The following is a 23873-nucleotide window of genomic DNA, read 5'->3' as shown; positions in this document are numbered from 1 at the left end:
CCGATACCGGTTGCGTCCCTCAGATCGGCGGGAGGGCATGATGGGGCCATGTCCCGAGCCCCTGCTTCGCGCGGCCGCACCGGCAGGCCGCCCGTGACCTCCCGCGCCGAGATCCTGGCGGCGGCGCGCCGCCTCATCGACACGGACGGCTGGGAGAAGCTGACCATCCGTCGGCTCGCCGCCGAGCTGGGCATCGGGGCGACGACCCTGTACCACCACATCCGGAACAAGGACGACCTGCTGGTCCTCCTACTCAACCACTACCTGGCCGAGATCGAGCGCCCCGAGCTGCCCGCCGACCCGCGCGACCGCATCGTCGTGGCGGCCCTGGCGGCGCACGACGCGCTCGCGGCCTGGCCCTGGGTCGCGGAGGTCGTCACGGCCGACGGATTCATCGGCCTGCTCGACGAGTCGGCGCTGTGGATGGTCGAAGTCATCCTGGCCGCGGCCGAGGAGTACGGCTGCACCCCCGCGCAGACCGTCCACATCTTCCGCAGCCTCTGGTACTACTCCGTCGGCGAGATCCTCGTCCGCGCCCGGTCGCCCCACCGGGGCGTCGACCGCGAAGTCCCCGCCTTCCGCGAGTCCTTCGACGCGTCACGGGTGCCCCACCTGGCGGCCGTCAGCCACCAATGGGCGGCCCTGGCCGCACAGGACATCTACCCCCAGGGGCTGCGCACGTTCGTCGACGGCCTGCTCGCGCAGGCCACGTCGGCCCCGGCGCCCTCCTGACGGCGGAACAGCGCGCGGTACTCCCGCGGCCGTCGGCCCGTGTGCCGGGCGAAGAGGCCGCTGAACGTCCCGGTGTCGCGGTACCCGACGTCGGCGGCGATGGCCGCGACGCTCCTGTCGGTCGTCTCCAGCAGATGTCTGGCCCGGCGCACCCGGGCGGTCTGCAGATACGCGAGCGGCGTCTGACCGGATTCGTCACCGAAGCGACGGAGCATGGTCCGCGTACTCACCTGAAAGGCCCGGGCGAGAGCGGGCAGGTCGTAGCGGGCCGCGAGGTTCTGGTCGAGCCATCGCTTGACGCCGATGGCGAACCCCCGCCCCACGGCGGGCAGAAGCCCCGCCTCCACATAGGGGGCCTGCGTGGAACGCGCGTCGTCGACGAGCGCGATGCGCGCGGTGCTGCGGGCGACGTCCGGGCCGTCGTGCTCGCGGACGAACTGCAGCGCGAAGTCGTACATCGCGCTGAAGGCCGCGGTGGTCGTCACGCCGCGGTCGGTCACGACCAGGCTCTCCGGGCGCAGCCGCACAGCGGCGTAGCGCTGGGCGAACCGGTCCGCGAACAGCCAGGACGTCGTCGCCGCGCGGCCGTCGAGCAGACCGGCCTCCGCGACCAGGAAAGCGCCGACGCAGATCGACACGACAGCGGTCCCTGAGGCGGCCTGCGCCCGGATCGATGCCACTTCCGGCGCCAGGCCCCTGAGTGTCGCGTCCAGATCGAGCGCGGGCGACAGCTCGAAGCCGGGCACGATCAGGACGTCCACGGGCCGCACCGCCGACACGTCGATGCGAAAGCCGCCGGACGCGGCCACCCGCCGCCGGGGCGAGACGACCGACACCTCGTACGACGGCTCGCTCGCCCCCTGCGCGGCGGCGACGTGCGTGGCCATGGCCAGGAGGTCGGGAACGCCGAACACCTCCGACGCGAAGCAGCCGGGATAGGCAAGCACACCCACGCGCAGCGGACTCATACGGCTCCTCCGGCACCCGGTGAAAGGCTGGCGATATTACCGCGATTGATGGCGATGCCGCCGCTTCTCCGTGACGACGGCCGCGGGTCATCATCTCGGTCGTGACCACGAAGCGAGCGCAGCGCGACGACCCTTTGGACGACTTCTCGCGGAGAGTCGTCAGCATCGATGACATCAGCAAGACCGTGTACGTCGCCGGGTCGGGCCCGGCCGTCGTGCTCATGCCCGAGATGCCGGGGATCAGCCCCGACGTCGCGCGCTTCGCGCGGTGGCTGCGCGATGCCGGCCTGACCGTGTACCTGCCCTCGCTCTTCGGCGTCGACGGGGCCTACCCGACCGCCGAAGGGGGCGAGGCCATCGCCCGCCGTGCCTGTGTCAGCGCCGAGTTCCGGGCGTTCGCCGGTGGCGGCACGAGCCCCGTCACCGCGTGGCTGCGCGGCCTCGCCCGGGTGGCGCACTCCGAGTGCGGCGGCCCCGGCGTCGGCGCCGTCGGCCTGTGCTTCACCGGCAACTTCGCCCTCACCATGGCCCTCGAACCCGCTGTCATCGCCCCCGTGGTCAACCATCCGTCCCTTCCGCTGGACGACCCCGGCGGCCTGGAGATCGGCGACGAGGACGCCGCCGCCGTGGCCGCACGCGTCAAGCGCGACGGGCTGACCGTGCTCGCCTACCGCTACGCCAACGACACCTGGTGCACGGGCCGGCGCTTCGCGGCCTACCGCGCGCTCCTCGGCGACGCCTTCGACGGCCGCGTCCTGCCCGACGAGGCGGCGAACACCGCTCCCCCGCCGTTCTTCCGCGATGTCGTCGCCTGCCCCCACAGCGTCGTCACGGCCCATCTCGTCGACCAGGAGGGCCATCCCACCGTGCGGGCCCGCGACGAGATCATCACCTTCCTGACCGAACGCCTCGCAACACGGCCGACATGAGCCCTCGGAGCTCCCGCAGCACGCGCCCTGCGTCAGCGCAGCACGCTCCGCAAGCGGTCGCACACCTCCGCCACCTCCGCCTCGGCCGGAACGCGGCCGGCCCGAAACATCGCCACTTGCAGCGCGGGGCCGTACGCGTCGTGCTCGGCCAGGTCGCGTGCGCGTGCCGGTTGCACGACGAAGTGGATGTGCCCGGGCACCCCACCGGCGTGCGACCAGAGACAGACGTACACCTGCTCCGGCTCCATCACGGAGGTGACGGCCCGGCTGACGCGCCGCAGCAGCGGCCCGAGTTCCGCGGACTCGTCCGCCGTCAGGTCCGCGACGTGCAGCACGTGCCGCAGCGGCACGACGGCCACCGTCCCCAGGCCCAGGGGCCCCACGCAGTGCCCCACGAACCAGCGGGCGGTGCGCAGCAGCGTCCCGCCGGGGAGCGGCACGGCGCCGGTGTTGAGGTCACAGGCCAAGCATGCGTCGGGGCTCACACCTGGGCGGCCTGCCAGGCGGCGAGGCGTTCGAAGCGCTGCCAGGTCTCGGAGCCTCGGGGTGCCATGTGCACCACGATGGCCTGCTCCGGTGCCGACGCGATCTGCAGGGCCTGCCAGTCGAGGGTGAGTTCACCGACGACCGGATGGTCGATGCGCTTGCGTCCGCAGGTCACGGCCTGCACGTCGTGCAGGTTCCACCAGCGGCGGAAGTCGGGGTCCTCCTCGGACAGTTCCCGCACCAGGGCGTCGAGGCGCGGCGAGTCCGCGTACCGGAGGGCGTCCATGCGCAGCTGCGCGACGAAGCTGCTCGCCACGGCGTCCCAGTCCATGTAGAGCGACCGGATGCGGGGGTCGAGGAAGACCATCCGCGCGAGGTTGCGGCGCTCCGGCACGATCCGCGCGAAGTCCACGAACAGCGCCGCTCCCAGCGCGTTCCAGGCGAGTACGTCCATGCAGCGGCCGAGCACGACCGCGGGCACGTGGTCCAGGCTGTCGAGGAGCAGCTGCGTCTCCGGCGAGACGGAGTGCTCCTCGGACTGCTCCGTGCCCGGGCACGGCGTCTGCACGATCGAGTACAGATACTCGCGTTCGGCCATGCCGAGCATCAGCGCGCGGGCGATCCCGGCGAGCACGGCGTCCGACGCCTGCCGCGCCCGGCCCTGCTCCAGGCGCGTGTAGTAGTCGACGCTCACTCCGGCGAGCTGCGCCACTTCCTCGCGTCGCAGCCCCGGCACGCGGCGGAAGCGCCCGGCGCTCACCAGGCCCACGTCCGTCGGTGAGATCGCCGCTCGCTTGGCCTTCAAGAACTCGCTGAGCGTCAGGTGTCCCGGTGCGGTATCCCCCATGGCACCGAGTATGCAACGCCGACCGCTCTCTTCGGACCCGCCTGCCGCGAGGACCGGGAATTCCGGCCACGGCCGGCCGTCACCCGGGGAGTTCGACGGACTGGGCGTGGCGGAAGACGTCGCGGGGGTCCCAGGCGGCCTTGACCCGCTGCAGGCGCGCGTAGTTGTCCTTGTAGTAGAGCGCGCTCCACGGCACCTCCGAGGTGTTGAACCGGGGGTCGCCGATGTCCGTATCCGGATAGTTCACATAGCACCCGTCGGTACGGTCGTCAGGGACCGGAACCCCGCCGGTGGCGGCGAAGAGCTCCCCGTAGATCCCCCGGGTCCAGGCGATGTGCCGGGCGTCCTGGGCCGGGTCCGTCCAGAAGGTCTGGATCAGCAGCTTGAAGACGGTCTCCCGGTGGGAGCTGGCCGTCGCCGCGTTGTCGACGGCCGCGATGCGTCCGCCGTAAGGGTGCAGCACCGCCTGGGCGTTGCGGTTGGTGTACTCGGTGGTGGTGAGGTGCTGGTAGAGCGTCGCCACCTGCTCGTCGGTGAAACTCCGGCGCATGCAGGCGGACTTGTGGTCCCCGCGCAGGGTGGTGTCGTTCAGCATCGACACGCTGGTGCCGAGCATCCGCGTCGCCCGCAGCCACGGCAGCCGACGCGGCTCGGGCAGGGGCTGCGGGGCCGCCTTGACGCGGTCGGTCAGGGCGGCGAGGTAGTCGGTGTGCAGCCGGACGGCATCCGGAACGGTCGCGTCGGACTGGGTGATCAGGACGACGCTCCCGGCCTGCCGGTGGTTCATGATCAGGTATCCGGCGACCGCGGTGTACGGGGAGTCGGGGGCGCTGTGGGCCTCGTACCAGGCTCCGTGGTTGCCGACGAGGCGGGCGAAGTCCTCCTCGCTGAGGTCGCTCCACGGCAGCGCGACGGAGCTGAGCAGCACCTCGGCCGGGGGTTCGGGCAGTGCGTCGCCCGGCTCGCCGCCCCGGGCCTCGGGGGAGCGGAACCAGTAGCGGGTGACCACGCCGAAGTTGCCGCCGCCACCGCCGGTGTGGGCCCACCACAGCTCGCGGCGCGGGTCACGGCGCTCGCGGGTCGCGGTGACGAGGCAGGCCCGGCCGCCCGCGTCCACGGTGACGACCTCGACGGCGTAGAGGTGGTCGACGGTCAGCCCGTCGCGTCGGCTCAGCAGACCGAAACCGCCTCCGGCGATATGCCCCCCGACGCCGACCGAGTGGCAGAATCCGGCCGGAAGGACCACGCCGTGGCGCAGGTACAGGTTCTCGTAGAGGTCGCACAGGGTGGCGCCCGCCTCGACGGCGAACGCGTCGTGGTCCGGGTCCCAGTAGACGCGGTTCATCTCCTGCAAGTCGATGATGACCTTCACGTCCCCGTTGGACACGAAGTCCTCGTAGCAGTGCCCGCCGCTGCGGACCGTGACGCGCTTCCCGGCGCGGACGGCCTCCTGCACGGCGTCGCGGGTCTGCTGGGGAGTGGAGACGAGCGTGACGTAATCGGGGCGGGCGACCCATCGCTGGTTCATTCCGGAGACGAGTTCGCGGTAGCGCGGGTCCGCGGGGCGGATGGTGCGAGCGGCGGATGGTGGTGCGGCGGATGGTGGTGGTGTGTGGTGATCCATGACTGTTCCCCCGACAGGTGTGCTGAGTTGGCTGTTCCGGCTGTTCCGGCTGTTCCGGCTGGGGCGGCTTCCCTGAACCGTCAGGCGCGGCCCGCCCAGAGGGTTCCCGCGGCCAGTTCCTGGTCGATCTTCCCCAGCAGCTCCAGGTCGATCTGCCGGATGTCGTCGACCGTGTAGCGCACGCCGGTCGCCTCCATCTCGGCCCGCTGGAAGTTGTGCGGCATGCTCGCGGGCACGCCGAGGAAGCCCGCGCCGAGCGCCTTGGTGACCTCCGCGACGCGGTTGATGTCGTCGACGAAGAGCACCTCGTCGTAGTCGTAGCGGAAGATGTCCCGGACGATCTCCTTGGTTCCGGGGCGGAAGTCGTTGACGTCGACGTAGGGGATCTCCGCGTCGAAGTAGTCGGCGAGGTGGCCCAGGTAGGTGTCGAAGCTGTACTCGCGGCTGCGTCCGCCGTAGCAGACGACCCGGACCCCGGCGTCGCGGAGCGTGGCGAGGAGGTCCCCGGTGCCCGCGGTCACCCGCACCGGGTGCTCCTCGAGGTACTTCTCGCGCTCCTCGAAGAAGGCCGCGATGGTCTCCTTGGCCGACCACGGCAGCTTGCAGGCGAGGGCCATGTTCTGCCCGGCGGCCAGCTGCGGCGACCCCCACACGCCGCGCTCGACGGCGGCGGTGTACCGGCCGCCGTGCCGCGTCACGAAGCGTTCGATCACCGGGCTGTAGGTGTCGTTGAGCAGGACGCCGTCGCTGTCGAGCGCGACGAGACGGATCTTCTGAAGGGCGCTTGCCATGGCTGGTTCTCCTGTCCGGTGACGGGCTTGGGCTCTCCGGCTGTGCTGTCCGGCTGTACGGCTGTGCTGGCTGTACGGCTGTGCTGTGTGTACGGCTGCGCTGTCCGGCTGTCGGCCGGCCTGCCGACCGTGGCCGCGGGTGGCCCGCGGCGTCAGGCGGCCGTCAGGACGAGGGCCGCGTTGTGCCCGCCGAACCCGAGCGAGGTGCTGACCGCGACCTCGACCGGCAGGTCCCTCGGCGCGCCGCTCACCACGTCGATGTCCAACTCGGGGTCGAGCCGCCGCAGGTTGGCCGTCGGCGGCACGCTGCCGTGCTCGATCGCGAGCGCGGTGAACGCGGCCTCCAGGGCACCGGCGGCGGCCAGCGCGTGCCCGGTGACGCCCTTGGTCGAGGTCACCGCGGGCCGGGTGCCGAGCACCCGGCGGAGCATGCGCCCCTCTGTCACGTCGTTCATCGGCGTCGAGGTGCCGTGTGCGTTGACGTGGTCGACGTCCGAGGGGCCGACCCCCGCGTCCGTGAGCGCGGCCCGCAGTGCCTGTTCGATGCCGCGGCCCTGGGGCTCGGGTGCGGTCGCGTGGTGGGCGTCCGTGGCTGCCCCGTACCCCCGGACCACGGCGCGTACATGGGCGCCGCGCGCCCGGGCGTCCGCGCACCGTTCGAGGACGAGGACACCGGCGCCCTCGGCGGCGACGAAGCCGTCCCGCTCGGCGTCGAAGGGGCGGCTGGCGCGCTCCGGTGCCGCCGTGTTCCTGGACAGGGCGCCCATCTTGGTCAGCCCGGCGATCACCGTGGGCGTGAGCGCCGACTCGGTGCCGCCCGCGAGGACGATGTCGCAGACCCCCGACCGCAGCAGTTCGCGCGCCGTGCCCACGGCCGTGGTGCCCGAGGCGCAGGCCGTCGCCGTGACCAGGCTCGGCCCCTGCGCGCCGACGTCGATCGCGACGTACCCGGCGACCATGTTGACCATGTACATCGGGATCGTCAGCGGCGACACCCGGTGCGGCCCGCTCTCCGTCAGCGCGGTGTGCTGCCGCTCCAACGCGCGGGCCCCGCCGAGCGAGTTGCCGAGGACGACGCCGACGCGGGCCCCGTCCCACCCGGCGGGGTCCAGGCCCGCGTCGTCGACGGCCCCCCGCGCCGCGACGACCGCGAGCTGCACGAAGCGCTCCAGCTGCCGGGCCTCGAAGCCGCCCAGCAGGGCCCCGGCGTCGAACTCCGGTACACGGCAGTCGAAGTCGACCGGCAGGCCCTTGAGGGCCGCGTCCGTGGCGGCGCTCGACAGGCCGGAGCCGAGCCGGTGCCAGTTCTCCTTGACGCCGGTGCCCGCGGGTGTGACGAGACCGAGCCCCGTGATGGCGACGCCGAAGGGTCCCCCGTCGGCGTGCATCAGAGCACGGCTCCCTTGGCCGCCAGGAGCTGGGCGGCGTCCCTGATCGTCATCCCCTCGCTGAGCTCCCCGTCCTCGATGGCGATGTCGAGCTCCTTCTCCAGGATCAGCCCCAGTTCGATCAGGACCAGGGAGTCGAACTTGAGGCTGCCGAAGGTGACATCAGCGGCGATCACCTCCCGTTCGATCTTGAACTGTTCCGTCAGGACCGTCGCGATGCGTTCTGTGATGCCGTTCATGGTCTCCCCGTTTGTGTCTGCGTGTGGATGGCCGTACGTGCGGGCGTGCGCCGCCGTACGGGTCTGTCGCACGGACCCGCTGTACGGACCGCCGTAGGGGCCGCCGCAGGGACCGCCGTACGAATCCGCCGTGCGCGCCCGCCGTGCCGCCCCGCCCTGGCGGTCCAGGTGCGCGGCAGTGGTCAGGCCGCCGTCAGTTCGGGCCAGGTGAGGGCGACCGATCCCCAGGTGAGGCCGCCTCCGAAGCCCGTCATCAGCACCCGGTCGCCCGCCCTGATCCGGCCGGACGCCACGTCGTCGGCCAGCGCGAGCGGGATCGACGCGGCCACCGTGTTGCCAACGCGGTCGATGTTCGAGGCGAACGCGCCGGTCGGTACGCCGAGGCGCTCGGCGAGGGCGGCGATGATGCGGGCGTTGGCCTGGTGCGGCACGAACCGGTCGACGCTCCGGAGCGGCCAGCCGATCCGTTCGGCGCTCTCCCGCGCGGACGCCGCCATGCGCTGCACCGCCTCGGAGAAGACCGCGCGCCCCTGCATCGTGAAGTACAGGTCCTCCTGCGTGACGCGGCGCCCCGTCGAGCGCTGCCGCGAACCGCCGCCCGGGATCTCGATCAGCTCGCTGCGGCTGCCGTCGCTGCCCAGCGTCACCCCCCGCAGGACGCCCGGCTCTTCGCGGCCGCCCGCGCGCAGCAGCACCGCTCCCGCGCCGTCCCCGAAGACCGCGCGCGTCGTGCGGTCCCGGGGATCGAGGATGGTGGAGAAGGCGTCGGCGCCGATCACGAGGACGGACTCGGCGGCGTCGGCCGCGATCAGCCCGGCGCCGGTGGCGAGCGCGTAGACGAATCCCGTGCACACCGCGCCGACGTCGAAGGCCGCGACGCCCCGCAGGCCCAGTCTGCTCGCCACGTCGGGTGCGGTCGCGGGACAGAGGCGATCGGGCGTGCTCGTCGCGACGACCACCGCGTCCGCGTGCTCCCGCCCCGCCGACTTCAGCGCCCGCGCGCCCGCCTCGACGGCGAGGTCGCCGGTGGCCTCGCCGGGGGCGACGACGTGCCGCTGCCGGATGCCGGTGCGGGTACGGATCCATTCGTCGTCGGTGTCGAGCACCGCCGCGAGGTCGGCGTTGGTCACCACGTCCGGCGGGAGCCACGCCCCGAGCCCGGCGATGACGGCTGCGCGTCCCATCCCGGTCACCGCCCTCGCGCCGGCACGGCGGCGTGCGCGTCGGCGGGCCCACTGCGTTCGCCGGATCCCCCGTGTCCGGCGAGCGGTGCGAGCTGGATCTCCACCCGGGAGATGTCCGCGCCGTTCTGATGGAACGTCACCCCGATGCCGTGCTCCCCCACCCGTGCGGCCGTCATCGTGACCGGCGCGTCCAGCTCCGCGTACGCGGAGAACCTGGCGCGCATCCGCGCCATGACGGTACGGTCCGGGGCCGGGCCGCCCCACTCGGCCACCGCGAACGCGGCGAGCTGGCGGGCCGCCTCGACCAGCACCATCCCGGGCACATGGTCCTGCGGATGGTCGAAGAGGCTGGGGTTGTCGGCCGCGACCCGCAGGGTGGCGAAGCACGCGGAGGGCCCGGCCACGGCGTCCAGCAGCAGCGTGTCCGTGGCGTTCAGCCGTCCGGCCCTGGCCGGTTCGAGGGCCGCGCCGCGGGCCGCCGGCGGCTGACTGCCGGAGGACGGCAGCGCGCTGGTGCGGCCGCGGCGCCGCAGGACGCGGTAGGCCGCCGCGGCCACGTACCCGACGTCCATGCGGACCTCGCCGAGACGGACGCCCGCTGCCCAGAGAGTGAAGGTGTAGCCGAGCCCCATGAGTCGCTCGGCGCGGTGGCGCGGGTGGTGCGTGACGGCGGTCATCACCAGCTCCGTCGAGGCCGGGATGGCGCTGGACGGGCTCGGCGGCAGGTCGCCCGTCAGCTCCATGGACCAGTCGTGCAGGACGAAGCTCGTGTCGCGCTCGACGTCGTGGTAGAGGTGCGCGGCGGCCGTCTCGGCCTGGCGGCAGCATTCGAGCAGCAGCATCGGGTCCGGGTGCCGGAGCGATGCCTGCGCTGTGCGGCTGGTGTAGTGCGGGTGGACGGCGGGCAGCAGTGCCGCCGCGACGAAGGTGTCCGCGCCGGTCCGCTCCATGTCGGTCAGGAAGACTTCGGTGAGGTGGTGGCGGTGGATCAGTGTGCGGTCCACGGTGCGGTGGTAGGTCAGACCGGCGACCGCTTCGGGTAACCCTGCCTCATGACCTGGGACTGACATTTCCTTTCCCCCTGTTGTTGCTGTTTCTGGCCTCGCTCACGCATTTGGGCGCGCATATGCCAACGCTTCCCTGCCCAACAGAACAGCGATCACCGAAAGGCATATGCACATCGCCGAGACAATTCACGAAAGAGAGACTCGGCGGGCGACAAGGCCGCGGCGCATGCACATCAATTCGCCCAGAGAAGTGCCTGGCCGACCGGGACGCGGAAGACTCCGCGTCTCACCTGCCCCCGTTCATCCCCGTTGCGGCTGGTGGCCTGCCCCGGCAGCCCCCTATATCTGCCATCAGCCGCACTCGCAACCCTAACAACCAGTCAGCGGCTGCGGCAATGCTTTTCTTTTACCCTCACCGGGCCTCCGGCGAGGAATTCGGAGCACGCGCCTCCGAATCCGTCCTGGTCTCACAGAAAGCGGCCGAGTGAAAATGGTTCCGTGATACATGTCACTTCACCGCGATCAGATTCATCGGCCCGTCGACGGTCCCGCCAAAAGGGAGCGGGGCGGCACCGAGGAGGAATTCGTACACTCCGTCGACTCAAGACGTCCCGGTTCATGGCGACATGGAAACGCCGTACGGGTCCCACCCGTACGGCTCGCTCACTCTCGCTCCGGCCCCGGGCCGCGGCGAGCAGACGAGGAAGGGGATGTCGACGGCCGCGGTGAACCGCGTCGAAGTGCCGCGACATCCCCTCCTCCCCTGCTGCCGGTGGTAACGATCGGTGCCACGACCGCGTCGGCCCCCACCGACTGCGCGTGCCGGGCCCGTCGGACCGCATGGTCCGTGCCCCGGCAACTGACGTGCACCACCACCGGCACCCGGCCCCCGACGCCGCGTACCGTTCCGCCGTACGAAGCCCCCCGTGGCGTCATACGGCATCATGCGGCGTCAAAGGGCAGGCAAGAACTCCCTCCCTCTTCCGGAAGGACCGAACAGCCCCCGGGCCGTCAACCGGCCGCGGGCACCGCGGCCTTGACGACCGCCTCAGCCACGGCGCAGTCCTGCTCCACATTGCCCCCGGAGACACCCACGGCGCCGATGACCTTCCCCGAGTCGTCGGTGATCGGCAGTCCGCCGCCGAAGGTGACCAGGCCCGCGTTGCTGTGCTCGATGCCGTAGACGGGGCCGCCGGGCTGGGATATCGCCCCCAGGCCGCCGGTGTCCATCCGGAAGTACACAGCCGTCTTGGCCTTCTTCAGCGCGATGTCGATCGAGCCGAGCCAGGCGTCGTCCATGCGGGAGAACTGCACCAGGTGTCCCCCCTCGTCGACGATCGCGATGTTCATGTCGACCCCGATCTCCTCGGCCTTGTCGACGCCCGCCTCCACGCGGGTGACGGCCTCGGCCTGCTTGATGGAGCTCATGGGAGATCCTCCTGGATGTCCGGTCGAGTTCGGGTCCCGGCGCCCTCCCCCGTGGGGCGCCGGCTGGTCCCACGGTGTCTCGTGTGGACACGACATTCCAGAGTGAGTTCTTCCTGGGTACGGCCTTCCTAGGAACGCGAGTGCCAGGAACCTCGCGCGCCGTCCTTCCCGGCCAGGGGCAGCGCCTGCTGCGCGAACCGCACCAGGAAGTCGCGGATCTCGTCGCCCTCCACGGTGCCCGCACCCCCGTCCACCTGCTCCTGCCCGGCGCCGGGCACCACCGTCCGGGTCAGCTGCGGCACGGCGAGGGGCCAGGCGGCCAGGCCGATGGTGGCCAGCAGGACGAGGGCCGCCGGGCGCCCCGCTTCCATGCCGAGCAGACCCGCGAGCGCCTCGGTCTTGCGCGCGTAGTGCCCGACCCGCTCGCCCTCGTCGGGCAGCGGCGCGTCGCCGTAGTAGAGCGCCTCCCACAGCAGCAGGCGCAGCAGCTGCGGGTTCTCGCGGTGCATGTCGTAGACCCGCCCCACGTACTCCCCGATGTCGCCGGAGGGCAGGCCGAGTGCGGCGGTGTGCTCCTCCAACGCCTCGGCGACCGCCGCCTCGAAGAGGCCTTCCTTGCTCCCGAAGTGGCCGTAGATGCGTTCCTTGCTGGCCCCGGCCTCGCGGGCTATCCGGTCCACGCGGGCCCCGTCGATGCCGCGCCGGGCGAACTCCACGCGGGCCGCGGCGATCAGTCGGGCCCTGGTGGCGGCTGTGTCCCTACTCATGTCTGCACGTTACAGCGCTCCTGACACCTGAACCTCCTTGCGGTACCAACTAGTTGGTCGGTACGTTCGCGAGATGGCGACCACACCCTCCGCGGGCCCGGCGCCCGCTCTCACACGCTTATCGAACCCGCCCCGGTGGAGCGCACCGGGGCGCACCACGGCCCTCCTGACGGCCACCGGCATCCTGGTCGTGGGCCAGATGTACATCGTGCTGCCGCTGCTCGGCCCGATGGCCCACTCCTTCTCCTCGTCTCCGGGGAGCGTGACGTGGATGGCGACGGGCTTCGGCCTCGCGTACGCCACCGGATTCCTGGTCGCGGGCCCTCTCTCCGACCGGTACGGGCCACGCCAGGTCATCGTCCTCGGTCTCCTCGCGACCACGGTCACCACGCTTGCGGTCCCGCTCGCCCCGAACCTCGCGGTGGGCTGCGCGCTGCGCGCGGTGCAGGGCTTCACGGCCGCCTCCTTCGCCCCGGCCGCCTTCTCCGCCATCGCGACCGGTGTGGCCCCGGAGCGCCGCCCCCTCGCCCTGACGTGTGTGACCAGCGGGTTCCTCGCGGCGGCCGTACTGGTCCAGGTCGCGTCCCAGGCGCTGGAGGCGCTGGCCGGCTGGCGGGCGGCGTTCCTCGTCTTCGGTCCGCTGATGGCGGTGGCCGCGGTGGCCGCGCGGGCGGTTCTCGCGCCGGGAGCGGGTGACCAAGCCGCCTCCGTACGCTCGGCGTTCGCCGCGATGCCCCGGCTGCTGACGACCCCGCGGCTGCTCCTTCTCTACGGCGCGACCTCCACCCTGCTCGGTGGCTTCGTCGCCCTCTACACCGCGGTGAGCCTGGCGGGACCGCCCAGCGTGTCCGGGGACGACGGGGCGCTGTTGTGGCTGCGGGCCGGCGCGCTGCCCGCCATGGTGGCGGTGCCGCTGCTGACCGGCGTCCTCGGACGGGTGCCCGGCCGGGTGCGGCTGCCCGGCGCCCTGGGCCTGGCCGCGCTCGCGGCCCTGGCCGCCTCCGGGTTCGGCGCATCGGCCCTCGCCCTGGCCGCCGTGCTCCTGCTGCTCGTCGCCGGCATCGCGATCGCCGCCCCGGCCCTGGTCGAGACCATCGGCGCGGCGGGCGGCACCGCACGCGGAACCGCCGTCGCGCTCTACGCCTGCGCCATGTTCATCGGCGCCAGCCTGGGCCCACAGCTGGCGAACTCCCTGGCGGACTGGGGCTTCCCGGGCATCGTCCGGGTCGTCGCCGCGGTCTTCGCGACAGGCGCGGCACTGAGCGTCGCCGCCTCCCGCCACTGAACTCACTCTCCACGCCAGAGAAGGAGCCCACACATGCCCGTCGTCACCGTCGACTGGTGGACCGGTTTCGGCACCGAGGAACGCCGCGAACTCGCCCGCAGGCTCACCGCATCGGTAGCAGCCGTCACCGGCTGCCGCCCGGACTCCGTAACCGTGATCATCCGAGACGTCGAGCCCGACCACTGGGCCCGGGGCGGAGTCCTGGCCAGCGAACGGACAACACACTCCAGCGAGCCCTCAGCGCAACAGGAGCAGCGCCCCGCCTCCGACTACTGACGGCACAGGCCCTCTCGGACCACCGTGTGCGGGGCGGGCTGCCCGAACCCCACCCACGTGCGCGAGGGATGGCGCCTGACCCTCACGTCCTGATCGGCCCACGATGGGAGGCCCACGCCCGAGCGGCCGCTGTGAGCGCGGCTCGGTGCGGTAGTGGGTCCGTGCGCTCCATGCTTTCCCATGCGGCAAGCACAGTGTGCGCGAACGTCCCGACGTCGGATGGGTCGGCATGTCGGTACGCGGGCACCTGCCGGGCGACGGCCTCGGCCTGCTCGGGGGCATGACCGGAGGAGATGAGGCGCAGGACGGCGAAGCCCGCGTCGGCCCACGCGGGGGCAGGGCAGGCAAGTGCCCAGTCCAACAACCGCAGCCGGCCGTCACCAGTGATCAGCATGTTCAGGGTTGACATGTCGGTATGGGCCAGAGAGCGCCCTCGCAGCCCGGCCGGAACGCCGTCGGGCAGCGAGCCGGCCCACCGTGTGTGAAGCGGCTTCTTCCGCAACGTCTCGGGCCATGGCACTTCGGATACGGCGGTCAGCGTACGGACAAGGGCGTCGACGTCAGGCGAGCCAGGGGATAGATCCGGGTGTCGACCGTAGACGTGCTCATATCCGACGAGCAGCCACCCATCCGTCTCGACCTCCCAGAGCACCCGAGGCGCGAGCGGGGCATGGCGCGTTACTCGCGCCTCGTGCCGGTATACCCAGCTCAACGGGTCGTCGAGCGACGTACCCTTCACGAACAGCCGTCCCGAGCGGGCGTGCACCGTGCAGGCGAGGCGGGACATCACCCCGTGGCTGGCCGTCTCGGCCCGCTCGACCTGTCCCGTGTGGCACTCGGCGGCACGCTGGACAGCGGGCGGCAGGTCATGCCATGAGATGCGGTTCACCCCGCGTTCCCCTCTTCGGTCGCGTCGGACAAACAGAGACCGGTCTCCGGCCCGGCCACAGCGTGGCACAGACCGGAGACCGGCTCGGGGATGCGATGAGCGTCAGACCTTCTTTGGGCTGTTCGGGCTGTCGCTGCAATTCGCATGGCACTGCGAGCACTCCGCGAGCTCCAGCTCAGGCCAGAACTCCATGTCGAGCTCGTACCCGGCGAGCGTGATCGCGTCCACGGTGCGCTCACGCAGCGCCATACCGCCGCCGTGCTCGTCCTTGTCGAGGAAGCCCGGCTGGTGGTGCACGAACGAGCCGAACGTCTGCTCGCAGAAGTCCTGATACGCCTTGGTGTGGAGCAGGAAGGCGTGCCAGAAGTCGTCCACCAGTGGCGAGGGGCTGAGCGGCTTGGCGCTGTGGGCACTCGCCGCGACGAACGCGAGCATCTGCCCGACTCCGCGGTCCGCCTTCTCCTCGGTCAGTTCGGGGAACCTGCCGCGCATGTTGGCTGCGAGGGTCGCCCGCAGCTCGGCGCTGATCAGCCTCCGCGCGTCGATCGTGGCGTGCTCTTGGATGGTGGTCACGTTCCTTGCCTCCTTGGGTTGGTGGTGCAACGGACGTGGGTCGTACGCCTCCGCGGCCGTGCGCTGCGGCGCGGTAGGGGGAAGGGGGAAGCCCCCGCCTGCCGCTGGGCTGTCCGGTCACGCGACGGGCGGGGAGTCGTATGGCGTCACGCAGGCGGTGAGTCGGGCGCAGAGAGCGCGGGTCCTGCCGAGTCCGGGCCGTCGAGACTGCCGCTGATGAGGAAGCCGAGGCAGGAGAACCCTGCTGCCGTCCCCAGGGCCCACAGCCACGCCAGGGCACGCCCGAAAGGGTCGGCATGAAGCGGTACGCGTGCGGCCGGGCGGTGCGCAGTCACTGCTCGGCACCGTGCTTCCCGCTGCGCTGATCGATGAGGCGTCCGACCTGGTAGGCGCAGACCTCCATCTGATCAGGGGTGAGGATGAGCGTGGCCTCGCTTGCTCCGCCGTCCTCGTAGTGAACCTGAACGGGCAGGGAGCCTTGTTGTGCGCGCGAGTCGTAGACCGCGTCCCGCCGTATCGGCGTGACGTGGGTGACCCGGGCAGGGACGGGGCGCAGGGTCGTGCCATCAGCGGGGGCGGACCAGTCGTTGCCGCCGCCCGGCGGGCGCAGGTGGTAGGTGCGCCGATCCTCGTCGGGCAGGGCAACGACGACGCCGATCCGTCCGTCGCGAGCAGTGTCCCGAGCAAGGTCGCCGAGCCGAGGCAGGAAGGGGGCCGCTGCGCCTAACTCCCCACCCTGGGAAGGGAGATGAGGTGTTGGTCGTGGCGTCATGCCCCTGACGCTAGGAGCACGTCAGGGGCCCAATATGAGGGCGAGGAATACGGCCCTCATCCGTCCAGGTGGAAGCGGTCGGACATGCGCCGCAGCTTCTCGCGCGTGGCGGCCCGCTCGGCGTAGACGATGCTCCGGAGCGTAGAGCGGGCGATGGGGTGGTTGCGTACGAGCTGTGGAGCGATCCGCTCGGCGGTCTCCAACTCGGCGAGCGCCGTGTCCCGGTTGCCATCCCACAGCCACGCCCGGGCAAGGTCCATGTGGTGGTGCCCCTGGCGGGAGTTGGGCAGTGCCGCGACCAGTTCAGGGCTGGTGCGGCGGTTGATGGCGAGCGCCTTAGCCTGCTCCCCTGTCTCCAGGGCCACGCTGATCGAGTGAATCTGCACGTTGCCGGGCGAGAAGGTGACCGAGTGGCGGTCGTAGACCGGTGGTCCCTGGTAGTCGCGCATGCGGTCGGCGGCAGCACGCGCGTGGCTGATGCGGTCGTCGGCCTCGGACGGCCGTCCCGCCCGCGCTGCCGATACGGCGGCTCGGAGCTGGAGCGAGCCCCACATGCGCAGGGCGAGCGGGGTGCCCCGGTCGTAGTCCTCCTGGAGGCTGGCGAGTGCCTTGTCAGACAGGGCGAGGGAGTCGGCCCAGTCTGCCGTTGCCCACATGTCCCAGACCCGCATCCAGTCGGCGAGCGAGGGCATGACGGGGTCGCCGGAGAGGCGAGCGGACCACGCGGCGCGCTCGGCTGCCATAGCGATCAGTTCGGCGTGGCCGAGGGCGTGCGCGGCGGTGTGGGCGAACTTGCAGGCTACGGCGTAGACCGCATACGCCTCTTCGCGCTCGTGCCCCGTGGCGGTCTCGGCGAGCGCGCGGGCCTCGCGCAGCAAGTCGGGCAGGACGCGCAGGATGGCGACGTTGGCCGCCGCGTCCCGCAAGCGGTGCAGGCGAGTCATGTCCCGCCACAGCTCGCCGGACGGCCGAGGGGTGCCGTCGAATACCGGGGCAAGGTCGTAGCGGCGCAGCTCCCGCATGATCGATGCCGCGGCAACCTGCCACTGGTTCTCGGCGGGACTGCTCGTGTACGGCCGTCCGATCAGGTCGTTGGGATGTACGTGCAGTTCGGCGGCGATCGCGTTGAGCAGCCCCACGCGATCGAGCTCGATCTGCCCGCGCTCCATCTTGGACACCCACCCCTGGGTCTTCCCCAGTGCGGCAGCGAGATCCGCCTGCGGCATCCCCAGGCGCAGGCGCGCCCGGCGCACGCGACGGCCGATCTCCTCGGCTTCCTCCAACATCAGCGCACCGTCCGGACTGCGACGGACCCGCTGTGCACGCACGTTCGAAAGGGCATCAAGGCTCCTCCGTTCCGGCCTGTCCTCTCGGAACGGTACCCATGCTGACGCACGCGTGTAGGGCATGGGTTCCTTCCAGTCCAAGCCACCATAAGTCGATCAGGCTCACACCGCAGGGCAGATAATTTCTCAACGGCCCACCGTAGACCACTAGTTCGCCGCTACGCTTCAATACCATGACCACGTGCAACTTCCCTGCGTGCCACAGGAGCGAAATTCGAGCTCGCGGCCTCTGCAAGGCTCACTATCAGCAGTGGTACCGAGGGAAAGAGCTAAAGCCGATCCTCAAGGATTTAAATGCATCAGCTGGCGACGGGCTCAGATATTGCTCACACTGCGAACAATCGAAGCCTCTGGACGAGTTCCATAGAAGCGTAAACCATACGGGAGGACACCTCTCCCAGTGCAAAACATGCCGGACCACAAAAGAGAGTTTGCGCTACCATTCCAGCGAAGCGGCAACAGGGGCAAGAGCGAGGCGAGACCGGGAGATAATGCTAGACAATTCAGGGAAGAGAGAGTGCACGGCTTGCTTCACGATTAAACCGCACTCAGATTTCCGACGGAACCCACAGCAGCGCATGGGAATTGCGACCATCTGCATCAGCTGCTCAGACGAGTACAGACGCCAATGGCGCGCGAGCAACCCAGAAAGGCTGCGCGAGTATCGATTGCGCTGGCAGAGCAAACCTGGGTCACAGGAAATAATTCGAGCCAACCAAGCGAGGTTCATCGAGAACAACCCCGACTACGGAAGATTGAAGGCATCTCAACGCAGGGCAGCAGAGAAGGGCTCAACGACGAACCCAGTCAACCAGCGACAAGTGCGCAAGCTGATCGAGGAGCTCGGGGCCAATTGCCTGTACTGCGGGGGACCTTTCGAGCATCTGGATCACTTCATCCCCATAGCCAAGGGCGGTGCTCACTGCATAGAAAACCTGGTTCCTGCATGCGCACCCTGCAATCTGAGCAAGAGCGACAAATTACCTTGGGTCTGGCTGGACGAAAGACGCATGAGCGACACCATGCAGCACACGGACGGCGATTAGATGGAATATCGCGACGAGCAGGGACGGAGAAACGCCAGTACGCCCCCTCGGAGAACGCCTCACTCCCCATCACTATGAGGCTGCCACGAAACGGCGGTGTGCCCATGCAGTGACTTTTCCGAGGAGAGTACTCCGATTCGTTGCCGACTTGCCCCCGATGCTCATCGCCTTGGCCAGTACGGGCCTCAGCTCGGTAAACAGTTCTTGGGGCAGGATCGGGGAGATGACGCTGAGTTTCCTTCTCGCCTTGGCCCCGCTGCTCCCACTCGCCATCGCCGGCGCCAGCACACGCACTGCCCCGCGACACCCGTTTCCAAGGCGCTGAAACCACGGTGAAACCGCGCTGAACCCGCCCCGCCGCAAGCTGCGCGGCATGACAACGACAACGACACCGGCATCGGCATCGGCATCGGCATCGGCATCGACCGCACTGGCCATCGCGGCCAAGGGGCTGCACAAGGCCTACGGCCAGAAAAAGGTTCTCGACGGCATCGACCTGGCCGTACCGCAAGGCTCGGTCTTCTCGCTGCTCGGCCCCAACGGCGCGGGCAAGAGCACCGCCGTCAAGATTCTGTCCACCCTCATCGGCGCCGACGCAGGAGACGTGCGTGTCGGCGGGCACGATCTGGGTGCCGCGCCGCAAGCCGTGCGGGCCGCGATCGGTGTCACCGGGCAGTTCTCCGCCGTCGACGGTCTGATCACCGGCGAGGAGAACATGCGGCTCATGGCCGATCTGCACCATCTCTCCCGCAGCGAGGGGCGGCGCGTCACCGCTGAACTCCTGGAGCGCTTCGACCTGGTGGAGGCCGCGAAGAAGCCCGCCGCCACCTATTCCGGCGGCATGAAGCGGCGTCTCGACATCGCCATGACGCTGGTCGGAGGGCCGCGGATCATCTTCCTCGACGAGCCGACCACCGGTCTCGACCCGCGCAGCCGTCACACCATGTGGGGCATTGTCCGCGAGCTGGTGTCCGGTGGTGTGACCGTCTTCCTCACCACCCAGCACCTGGAGGAGGCCGACGAGCTCGCCGACCGCATCGCGGTGCTGAGCGGCGGCAGGATCGCCGCCGAGGGGAGCGCGGAGGAGCTGAAGCGGCTGATCCCCGGCGGGCATGTGCGGCTGCGGTTCGCCGACCCGGACGCCTACCGGTCCGCGGTCGTCGCCCTGCGCGAGGTCACGGCGGACGACGCGGCGCTCTCGCTGCAGATCCCCAGTGACGGCAGCCAGCGCGAGCTGCGTTCCATCCTCGACTGGCTGGACTCCGCCAACGTAGAGGCGGACGAGCTGACCGTGCACACCCCCGACCTCGACGACGTCTTCTTCGCCCTCACCGGCGGCACCACCGGCAAGCCCGTGGAGGCGCGGCGATGAGCTCCTTCGGCCTTGCCGTGCGTGACTCGCACACGATGCTGCGGCGCAATCTGCTGCACGTGCGGCGCTATCCGTCCCTCACCCTGAACCTCCTGCTGATGCCGATCGTCCTGCTGCTGCTCTTCGTCTATGTCTTCGGTGACGTGATGAGCGCGGGCATCGGCGGCGGCGGCGCCGACCGCTCCGACTACATCGCCTATCTCGTCCCGGGCATTCTGCTGATGACCATCGGCGCCACACCGGCGGGCAGCGCGGTGTCCGTCTCGATCGACATGGCGGAGGGCATCACGGACCGGTTCCGCACGATGGCGATCCACCGCGGCTCCGTGCTCATCGGACGCGTCGTCGGCAGTGTGCTGCAGTCGGTCCTGAGCGTGGTCGTGGTCGGTGCCGTCGCCGTGGCCATCGGCTTCCGGTCCACGGACGCCACGGTCCTGGAGTGGCTCGCGGCGTTCGGGCTGCTCGTGTCGGTCGCCACGGCGTTCACCTGGATCGCCGTCGGCATCGGCATGGCGAGCCCGCACCCCGAGGCGGCCAGCAACAACGCCCTGCCGCTGATCATCCTGCCGCTCATCTCGAGCGCCATCGTCCCGATCGAGGCGATGCCGGGCTGGTTCCGGCCGATCGCCGAGTACCAGCCGTTCACCCCGGCCATCGAGACCCTGCGCGGCCTGCTGCTCGGCACCGGGATCGGCGACAACGGGTGGCTCGCGATCGGCTGGTGCCTGGGCATGGCCGCGCTCGGCTACCTCTGGTCGACGTCGCTGTTCAACCGCGACCCGAGCTGAGCGCGCGGCTCGCCTCGTGCAGTTCGTCCCGCCCCAGGGCGGCGTAGGCCGACACCGCGTCGGCGTACGCCGCCCTGTCGGCGTCCTCGGCGGCCTGCCGGGCGCGGGCCGCCGACATCGTCGGATGGAACTCGCGCAGCACCCCCAGCCGTTCGGCCAGCGCGATCATCCGTACGGCCGTGGCGTCGCCGGTCGCGATCCCCGCCATGCCGACGGCGTGCAGCACGGTCCCTTGGACAAAGAGGTCCATGGGCGTCCGGGGCGGGTCCGTGAGCAGCGTCCGCAGCCGGTCGGCCGTCTCCGCGACCTCTTCGAGGCGGCCCGCGTACGCGTGCGCCGTCACCGCCGCCGACTGGACCACCAACGCCCACGGGTCGAGCCAGGGGTCGCCGTACATCGCCCCGGCCACGGGCAGCCGCTCCACGGCGCCGCGCCACAGGCCGAGGCCGACCTCCGTGAGGCCGCGGGTGAGCGCAATCTCGGCACGGATGCCGAGGTCGGGGCTGTAGAAGGCGTCCTTCTGCGGGACGCCGTCGCCTTCCGCCTGCCGCAGCCAGTACTCGGCCTCGTCGGGGTCGTCGCGCTGCAGGCAGGCGAGGGCGAGGCCGGTGCGGATGCCGACGTAGTCGTTCTCGTCGCCGAGCCGCGGCAGCATCTCGAGCGCGGCCCTGAGGTGGGTGTACGCGGCCTCGCCCGCCCCTGTCTTCAGGCACAGCTCGCTCAGCCGGGAGTGGCTCAGGACCTCCAGGGAGGGGTTGTCGGTCGGCGCCAGTGCGGCGATCATCCGGCGTGCCGACGCGAGCGCGCGGTCGATGTCGTGCTCGTACTCCCAGATGTAGGTGGCGACGCCCTCGGCGATGCCGGCGACCAGGGGCTGCTCGCTGGCGCAGAGCTCGTGCAGCACTTCGTAGTGGGGAGGCAGCATCTCGGGGACCGCGCTCAGGACGACGGCGGTGGCGCGCAGCAGGGTGTCCGGCGGGGCCGCGGGCAGTCTCCGGAGGGTGACGAGCTGGCGTACGACGTGCGCGCTGTAGCCCATGAACAGGCTCGGCATGCACAGCACCGCGGCGGCGCGGGCGACTTCGACGTAGGCGGGCTCGGGGTAGTAGTGCGAGAGCGGAGGGCCGGTCTCGGCGGCGAGGGCGGCGAGGCGGGGGAAGTTGGAGTCGGTGGACCACAGGGCGGCGAGGACGGCGGTGACGGCGGCGGTGGTGGGGCCGTCCGTGCGGGCCAGGGCGTGCCGCAGGGCCGCCACCAGGTTGTCCTGCTCGGTCTTGATCCGCTCCCAGGCGGTCGGCCGTTCCGGGCCGACGAGCACCTCGTAGTACGCGACGCCGAAGTCCCGCGCCCAGGTGAGGAACCGGTCGACGGCCTCCTCGTCCCCGCCCGCCTCCGCGCGCCGGGCCGCGCTGAACTCCCGTACCGTCTCCAGCATTGCGAACCGCACGCCGCCCGGCGTGTCCACGACGGTGAGCAGCGACTGACCGGCCAGCTGCTCCAGGAGGAACAGCGCGTCCTCGCCGAGGACCTGCTCCGCCGCGTCGCCGGAGAAGCCGCCGGGGAAGACGGACAGCGTGCGCAGCGCCGCCCCGGCGTCCTCCGTGAGCAGGTTCCAGCTCCACTCCACGACCGCGTGCAGGGTGCGGTGGCGCCCCGGCACGTCCCGCGCCCCGCCGCGCAGGAGCGCGAACCGGTCGCCGAGGCGGCGGGCGACCTCCGGCACCGACAGCACGCGCACCCGCGCCGCGGCCAACTCCACGGCCAGCGGCAGCCCGTCGAGGTGGCGGCACAGCTCGGCCACCGCGTCCGGCGGCAGCGCCACGCCGGGCCGGGCGGCCCGGGCCCGCTGCGTGAACAGCTCGACCGCGGTGCCGAGGCCGAGCTCCGGCAGCGCGTACACCGCCTCCGACGTCAGACCGAGCGGGGCGCGGCTGGTGGCGAGGACGCGCAGGTCCTTCGAGGCCGCGACCAGGGTCCGTACGAGGCGTGCGGCGCCCCGGACGACGTGCTCGCAGTTGTCGAGGACCAGCAGCGCCGGTCCGGAGCCGAGCACGCCGAGGATGCCGGACACCGGGTCGGCAGGGGCGGGGCCGCTCACGGCGCCGTGCCGTCGCTCGCCCGCGCCGAGCGCGAAGGCCACTTCCGCGGCCACGTCGTCGTCCGCGGTGACGCCGGCGAGCGGCACGAAGTACAGCACGCGCTGCGCGGCCCTGCGGCTGACGGCGTGCGCGAGCCGGGTCTTGCCGAGGCCGCCGGGGCCGACGACGGTGACGGCGCGCGCCGTGTCGAGGAGCCGCAGCACGGCCGCGATGTCCTCGTCCCGGCCGAGGAGCTGGTTCGGTTCGTGCGGTACGCCGTGCCGGATCACGGGTGCTTCGTCGCGCAGCAGCTCCCGCTGTACGGCCTTGAGCGCGGCGCCCGGCTCCGTGCCGAGCTCGTCGCGCAGCTCGCGGCGGTACGCCTCGTACCGCGTGAGCGCGGCGGCCGGGCCCGCCGTCGCCGCCTCGCCGCGCAGCAGCTCGGCGAGGACCTCCTCGTCGCGTGGCCGGTCGGCGGCGGCCACGGCCAGCGGTTCGGCCGCCTCCGTGTGGCGTCCGAGGCGGGCGAGCGCGAGTGCCCGGGCGCGGGCGAGCGCGCGGCGGGCGGGGGCGCGCTCGGTGCGCAGGGCGGTCACGGGGTCGTCGGCGTTCCCGGGCCCGTCCGGGGTGCCTTCCCACAGCGCGAGCCCGGCCTCGGCCGCGGCCAGGGATCCCGCGTGGTCCCCGGCCCTGGCCCGGTCCGCGCTCGCGGCGGCGTGCAGGAGCAGCGCGGAGCTGTCGACCTGATGCTCGGCGAGGGCGAGCCGGTATCCGGTCGGCGTCCTTGCGAGGACGTCGGCGCCGAGCTGCGCCCGCGCCCTGGACACCAGGATCTGCACCGCCTTGCCCGGCCGTTCCGGCAGCGCGTCCGGCCACAGCCCGGCCACGAGCCGCTCGGTGCTGCAGCCCGTGCGCACGTCGCCCGCGAGCAGTGCGAGGAGGCCGCGGAGCCGTGGTGCGGTGACCTCCTGGCCGCGATAGGCGACACGCGGCAGCAGGGTCAGGTCGGTGGTCACCCGTGCAGGTTAGCCAGAGCCACCGACCGCCCGATCTCCCGC

At 71.3% G+C, this 23873-nt stretch carries 23 protein-coding genes; 7 read left to right on the top strand and 16 right to left on the bottom strand.

Going from position 1 to position 23873, the window contains the following annotated elements; all coding sequences use genetic code 11:
• Positions 1 to 48: 48 nt before the first annotated feature.
• On the top strand, positions 49 to 732 hold the full coding sequence (locus ACFWZ5_RS03735) for a TetR/AcrR family transcriptional regulator (RefSeq protein ID WP_384786468.1): 684 nt from the start codon (positions 49 to 51) through the stop codon (positions 730 to 732).
• Here the strand turns inward: ACFWZ5_RS03735 and ACFWZ5_RS03730 are convergent.
• Positions 660 to 1700, bottom strand: coding sequence for a GlxA family transcriptional regulator (locus ACFWZ5_RS03730; protein ID WP_384786465.1), 1041 nt, complete (start codon positions 1698 to 1700; stop codon positions 660 to 662). The genes ACFWZ5_RS03735 and ACFWZ5_RS03730 overlap by 73 nt on opposite strands.
• A gap of 101 nt (positions 1701 to 1801) precedes the next feature.
• Between ACFWZ5_RS03730 and ACFWZ5_RS03725 the strand changes: the two genes are divergently transcribed.
• On the top strand, positions 1802 to 2629 hold the full coding sequence (locus tag ACFWZ5_RS03725) for a dienelactone hydrolase family protein (RefSeq protein WP_384786462.1): 828 nt from the start codon (positions 1802 to 1804) through the stop codon (positions 2627 to 2629).
• A gap of 32 nt (positions 2630 to 2661) precedes the next feature.
• Here the strand turns inward: ACFWZ5_RS03725 and ACFWZ5_RS03720 are convergent, their stop codons facing one another.
• The 10 genes from ACFWZ5_RS03720 to ACFWZ5_RS03675 all read right to left on the bottom strand — a co-directional run bounded on the left by ACFWZ5_RS03720 (position 2662) and on the right by ACFWZ5_RS03675 (position 12390).
• Entirely contained in the window at positions 2662 to 3114 is a 453-nt protein-coding gene (locus tag ACFWZ5_RS03720; RefSeq protein ID WP_384786459.1) for an HIT family protein, read from the bottom strand.
• Positions 3111 to 3962, bottom strand: a complete 852-nt coding sequence (locus ACFWZ5_RS03715) for a helix-turn-helix transcriptional regulator (RefSeq protein ID WP_384786456.1) — start codon at positions 3960 to 3962, stop codon at positions 3111 to 3113. The genes ACFWZ5_RS03720 and ACFWZ5_RS03715 overlap by 4 nt, the downstream gene beginning before the upstream one ends.
• Positions 3963 to 4041: 79 nt before the next feature.
• The gene (locus ACFWZ5_RS03710) at positions 4042 to 5586 is read right to left on the bottom strand and encodes an FAD-binding oxidoreductase (protein ID WP_384786453.1); all 1545 of its coding nucleotides are present in this window, start codon (positions 5584 to 5586) and stop codon (positions 4042 to 4044) included.
• An 80-nt stretch (positions 5587 to 5666) separates the two neighbouring features.
• Positions 5667 to 6377: an HAD family hydrolase gene (locus ACFWZ5_RS03705; RefSeq protein WP_384786450.1), complete on the bottom strand. Its 711-nt coding sequence runs from the start codon at positions 6375 to 6377 to the stop codon at positions 5667 to 5669.
• Positions 6378 to 6529: 152 nt separating this feature from the next.
• Positions 6530 to 7765, bottom strand: coding sequence for a beta-ketoacyl-[acyl-carrier-protein] synthase family protein (locus ACFWZ5_RS03700; RefSeq protein WP_384786447.1), 1236 nt, complete (start codon positions 7763 to 7765; stop codon positions 6530 to 6532).
• Positions 7765 to 8004, bottom strand: coding sequence for an acyl carrier protein (locus ACFWZ5_RS03695; protein WP_384786444.1), 240 nt, complete (start codon positions 8002 to 8004; stop codon positions 7765 to 7767). The genes ACFWZ5_RS03700 and ACFWZ5_RS03695 overlap by 1 nt, the downstream gene beginning before the upstream one ends.
• Before the next feature lie 182 nt (positions 8005 to 8186).
• Complete coding sequence (locus ACFWZ5_RS03690; protein ID WP_384786441.1) at positions 8187 to 9188, bottom strand: beta-ketoacyl-ACP synthase III; 1002 nt, start codon at positions 9186 to 9188, stop codon at positions 8187 to 8189.
• Positions 9189 to 9193: 5 nt separating this feature from the next.
• Complete coding sequence (locus ACFWZ5_RS03685; protein WP_384786438.1) at positions 9194 to 10192, bottom strand: AfsA-related hotdog domain-containing protein; 999 nt, start codon at positions 10190 to 10192, stop codon at positions 9194 to 9196.
• Positions 10193 to 11206: 1014 nt separating this feature from the next.
• Positions 11207 to 11623 carry a heme-binding protein gene (locus ACFWZ5_RS03680; protein WP_384786435.1) on the bottom strand — a complete coding sequence of 139 codons (417 nt, stop codon included), beginning with the start codon at positions 11621 to 11623 and terminating at the stop codon, positions 11207 to 11209.
• A 128-nt stretch (positions 11624 to 11751) separates the two neighbouring features.
• Positions 11752 to 12390: a TetR/AcrR family transcriptional regulator gene (locus ACFWZ5_RS03675; RefSeq protein ID WP_384786432.1), complete on the bottom strand. Its 639-nt coding sequence runs from the start codon at positions 12388 to 12390 to the stop codon at positions 11752 to 11754.
• 73 nt (positions 12391 to 12463) lie between these two features.
• Here ACFWZ5_RS03675 and ACFWZ5_RS03670 point away from each other — a divergent pair, with 73 nt between their 5' ends.
• Both ACFWZ5_RS03670 and ACFWZ5_RS03665 read left to right on the top strand, forming a co-directional pair.
• A complete protein-coding gene (locus tag ACFWZ5_RS03670; RefSeq protein WP_384786428.1) occupies positions 12464 to 13675 on the top strand; it encodes an MFS transporter in 1212 nt (403 codons plus the stop codon).
• A gap of 33 nt (positions 13676 to 13708) precedes the next feature.
• Entirely contained in the window at positions 13709 to 13951 is a 243-nt protein-coding gene (locus tag ACFWZ5_RS03665; RefSeq protein WP_384786426.1) for a 4-oxalocrotonate tautomerase family protein, read from the top strand.
• An 82-nt stretch (positions 13952 to 14033) separates the two neighbouring features.
• On the opposite strand, the gene ACFWZ5_RS03660 is transcribed toward ACFWZ5_RS03665, so the two are convergent.
• The 4 genes from ACFWZ5_RS03660 to ACFWZ5_RS03645 all read right to left on the bottom strand — a co-directional run bounded on the left by ACFWZ5_RS03660 (position 14034) and on the right by ACFWZ5_RS03645 (position 17471).
• The gene (locus ACFWZ5_RS03660) at positions 14034 to 14840 is read right to left on the bottom strand and encodes a phosphotransferase (RefSeq protein ID WP_384786422.1); all 807 of its coding nucleotides are present in this window, start codon (positions 14838 to 14840) and stop codon (positions 14034 to 14036) included.
• A 102-nt stretch (positions 14841 to 14942) separates the two neighbouring features.
• Entirely contained in the window at positions 14943 to 15413 is a 471-nt protein-coding gene (locus ACFWZ5_RS03655) for a glycine-rich domain-containing protein (protein WP_384786419.1), read from the bottom strand.
• A 331-nt stretch (positions 15414 to 15744) separates the two neighbouring features.
• Positions 15745 to 16185 carry a hypothetical protein gene (locus ACFWZ5_RS03650; RefSeq protein ID WP_384786416.1) on the bottom strand — a complete coding sequence of 147 codons (441 nt, stop codon included), beginning with the start codon at positions 16183 to 16185 and terminating at the stop codon, positions 15745 to 15747.
• 56 nt (positions 16186 to 16241) lie between these two features.
• Positions 16242 to 17471 carry a helix-turn-helix domain-containing protein gene (locus ACFWZ5_RS03645; RefSeq protein WP_384786413.1) on the bottom strand — a complete coding sequence of 410 codons (1230 nt, stop codon included), beginning with the start codon at positions 17469 to 17471 and terminating at the stop codon, positions 16242 to 16244.
• Between the two features lie 881 nt (positions 17472 to 18352).
• Between ACFWZ5_RS03645 and ACFWZ5_RS03640 the strand changes: the two genes are divergently transcribed.
• From ACFWZ5_RS03640 to ACFWZ5_RS03630, 3 genes are all read left to right on the top strand, one after another.
• A complete protein-coding gene (locus ACFWZ5_RS03640; RefSeq protein ID WP_384786410.1) occupies positions 18353 to 18577 on the top strand; it encodes an HNH endonuclease in 225 nt (74 codons plus the stop codon).
• A gap of 373 nt (positions 18578 to 18950) precedes the next feature.
• Positions 18951 to 19949, top strand: coding sequence for an ATP-binding cassette domain-containing protein (locus ACFWZ5_RS03635; RefSeq protein WP_384786407.1), 999 nt, complete (start codon positions 18951 to 18953; stop codon positions 19947 to 19949).
• Positions 19946 to 20737 (top strand): ABC transporter permease, encoded by a 792-nt coding sequence (locus tag ACFWZ5_RS03630; protein ID WP_384786404.1) that lies wholly within the window; start codon positions 19946 to 19948, stop codon positions 20735 to 20737. Before ACFWZ5_RS03635 ends, ACFWZ5_RS03630 begins: the two co-directional genes overlap by 4 nt.
• Here ACFWZ5_RS03630 and ACFWZ5_RS03625 read toward each other — a convergent pair.
• Complete coding sequence (locus tag ACFWZ5_RS03625) at positions 20718 to 23831, bottom strand: ATP-binding protein (protein WP_384786401.1); 3114 nt, start codon at positions 23829 to 23831, stop codon at positions 20718 to 20720. The two genes, ACFWZ5_RS03630 and ACFWZ5_RS03625, sit on opposite strands and share 20 nt — an antisense overlap.
• Positions 23832 to 23873 lie beyond the last annotated feature (42 nt).

Source organism: Streptomyces sp. NPDC059003 (assembly GCF_042740445.1).
In the GTDB taxonomy this organism is placed as follows: Bacteria; Actinomycetota; Actinomycetes; order Streptomycetales; family Streptomycetaceae; genus Streptomyces.
The sequence above is the reverse complement of the archived record's forward strand: the minus strand, read 5'-3'. Positions and strand labels throughout refer to the sequence as shown.

Bases quoted from the DNA above. Each gene is read 5' to 3' on its own strand.
- ACFWZ5_RS03735 (WP_384786468.1), top strand. From the start codon at position 49: ATGTCCCGAGCCCCTGCTTCGCGCGGCCGCACCGGCAGGCCGCCCGTG.
- ACFWZ5_RS03730 (WP_384786465.1), bottom strand. From the start codon at position 1,700: ATGAGTCCGCTGCGCGTGGGTGTGCTTGCCTATCCCGGCTGCTTCGCG.
- ACFWZ5_RS03715 (WP_384786456.1), bottom strand. From the start codon at position 3,962: ATGGGGGATACCGCACCGGGACACCTGACGCTCAGCGAGTTCTTGAAG.
- ACFWZ5_RS03710 (WP_384786453.1), bottom strand. From the start codon at position 5,586: ATGGATCACCACACACCACCACCATCCGCCGCACCACCATCCGCCGCT.
- ACFWZ5_RS03705 (WP_384786450.1), bottom strand. From the start codon at position 6,377: ATGGCAAGCGCCCTTCAGAAGATCCGTCTCGTCGCGCTCGACAGCGAC.
- ACFWZ5_RS03700 (WP_384786447.1), bottom strand. From the start codon at position 7,765: ATGCACGCCGACGGGGGACCCTTCGGCGTCGCCATCACGGGGCTCGGT.
- ACFWZ5_RS03695 (WP_384786444.1), bottom strand. From the start codon at position 8,004: ATGAACGGCATCACAGAACGCATCGCGACGGTCCTGACGGAACAGTTC.
- ACFWZ5_RS03690 (WP_384786441.1), bottom strand. From the start codon at position 9,188: ATGGGACGCGCAGCCGTCATCGCCGGGCTCGGGGCGTGGCTCCCGCCG.
- ACFWZ5_RS03680 (WP_384786435.1), bottom strand. From the start codon at position 11,623: ATGAGCTCCATCAAGCAGGCCGAGGCCGTCACCCGCGTGGAGGCGGGC.
- ACFWZ5_RS03675 (WP_384786432.1), bottom strand. From the start codon at position 12,390: ATGAGTAGGGACACAGCCGCCACCAGGGCCCGACTGATCGCCGCGGCC.
- ACFWZ5_RS03670 (WP_384786428.1), top strand. From the start codon at position 12,464: ATGGCGACCACACCCTCCGCGGGCCCGGCGCCCGCTCTCACACGCTTA.
- ACFWZ5_RS03665 (WP_384786426.1), top strand. From the start codon at position 13,709: ATGCCCGTCGTCACCGTCGACTGGTGGACCGGTTTCGGCACCGAGGAA.
- ACFWZ5_RS03650 (WP_384786416.1), bottom strand. From the start codon at position 16,185: ATGACGCCACGACCAACACCTCATCTCCCTTCCCAGGGTGGGGAGTTA.
- ACFWZ5_RS03645 (WP_384786413.1), bottom strand. From the start codon at position 17,471: ATGTTGGAGGAAGCCGAGGAGATCGGCCGTCGCGTGCGCCGGGCGCGC.
- ACFWZ5_RS03635 (WP_384786407.1), top strand. From the start codon at position 18,951: ATGACAACGACAACGACACCGGCATCGGCATCGGCATCGGCATCGGCA.
- ACFWZ5_RS03630 (WP_384786404.1), top strand. From the start codon at position 19,946: ATGAGCTCCTTCGGCCTTGCCGTGCGTGACTCGCACACGATGCTGCGG.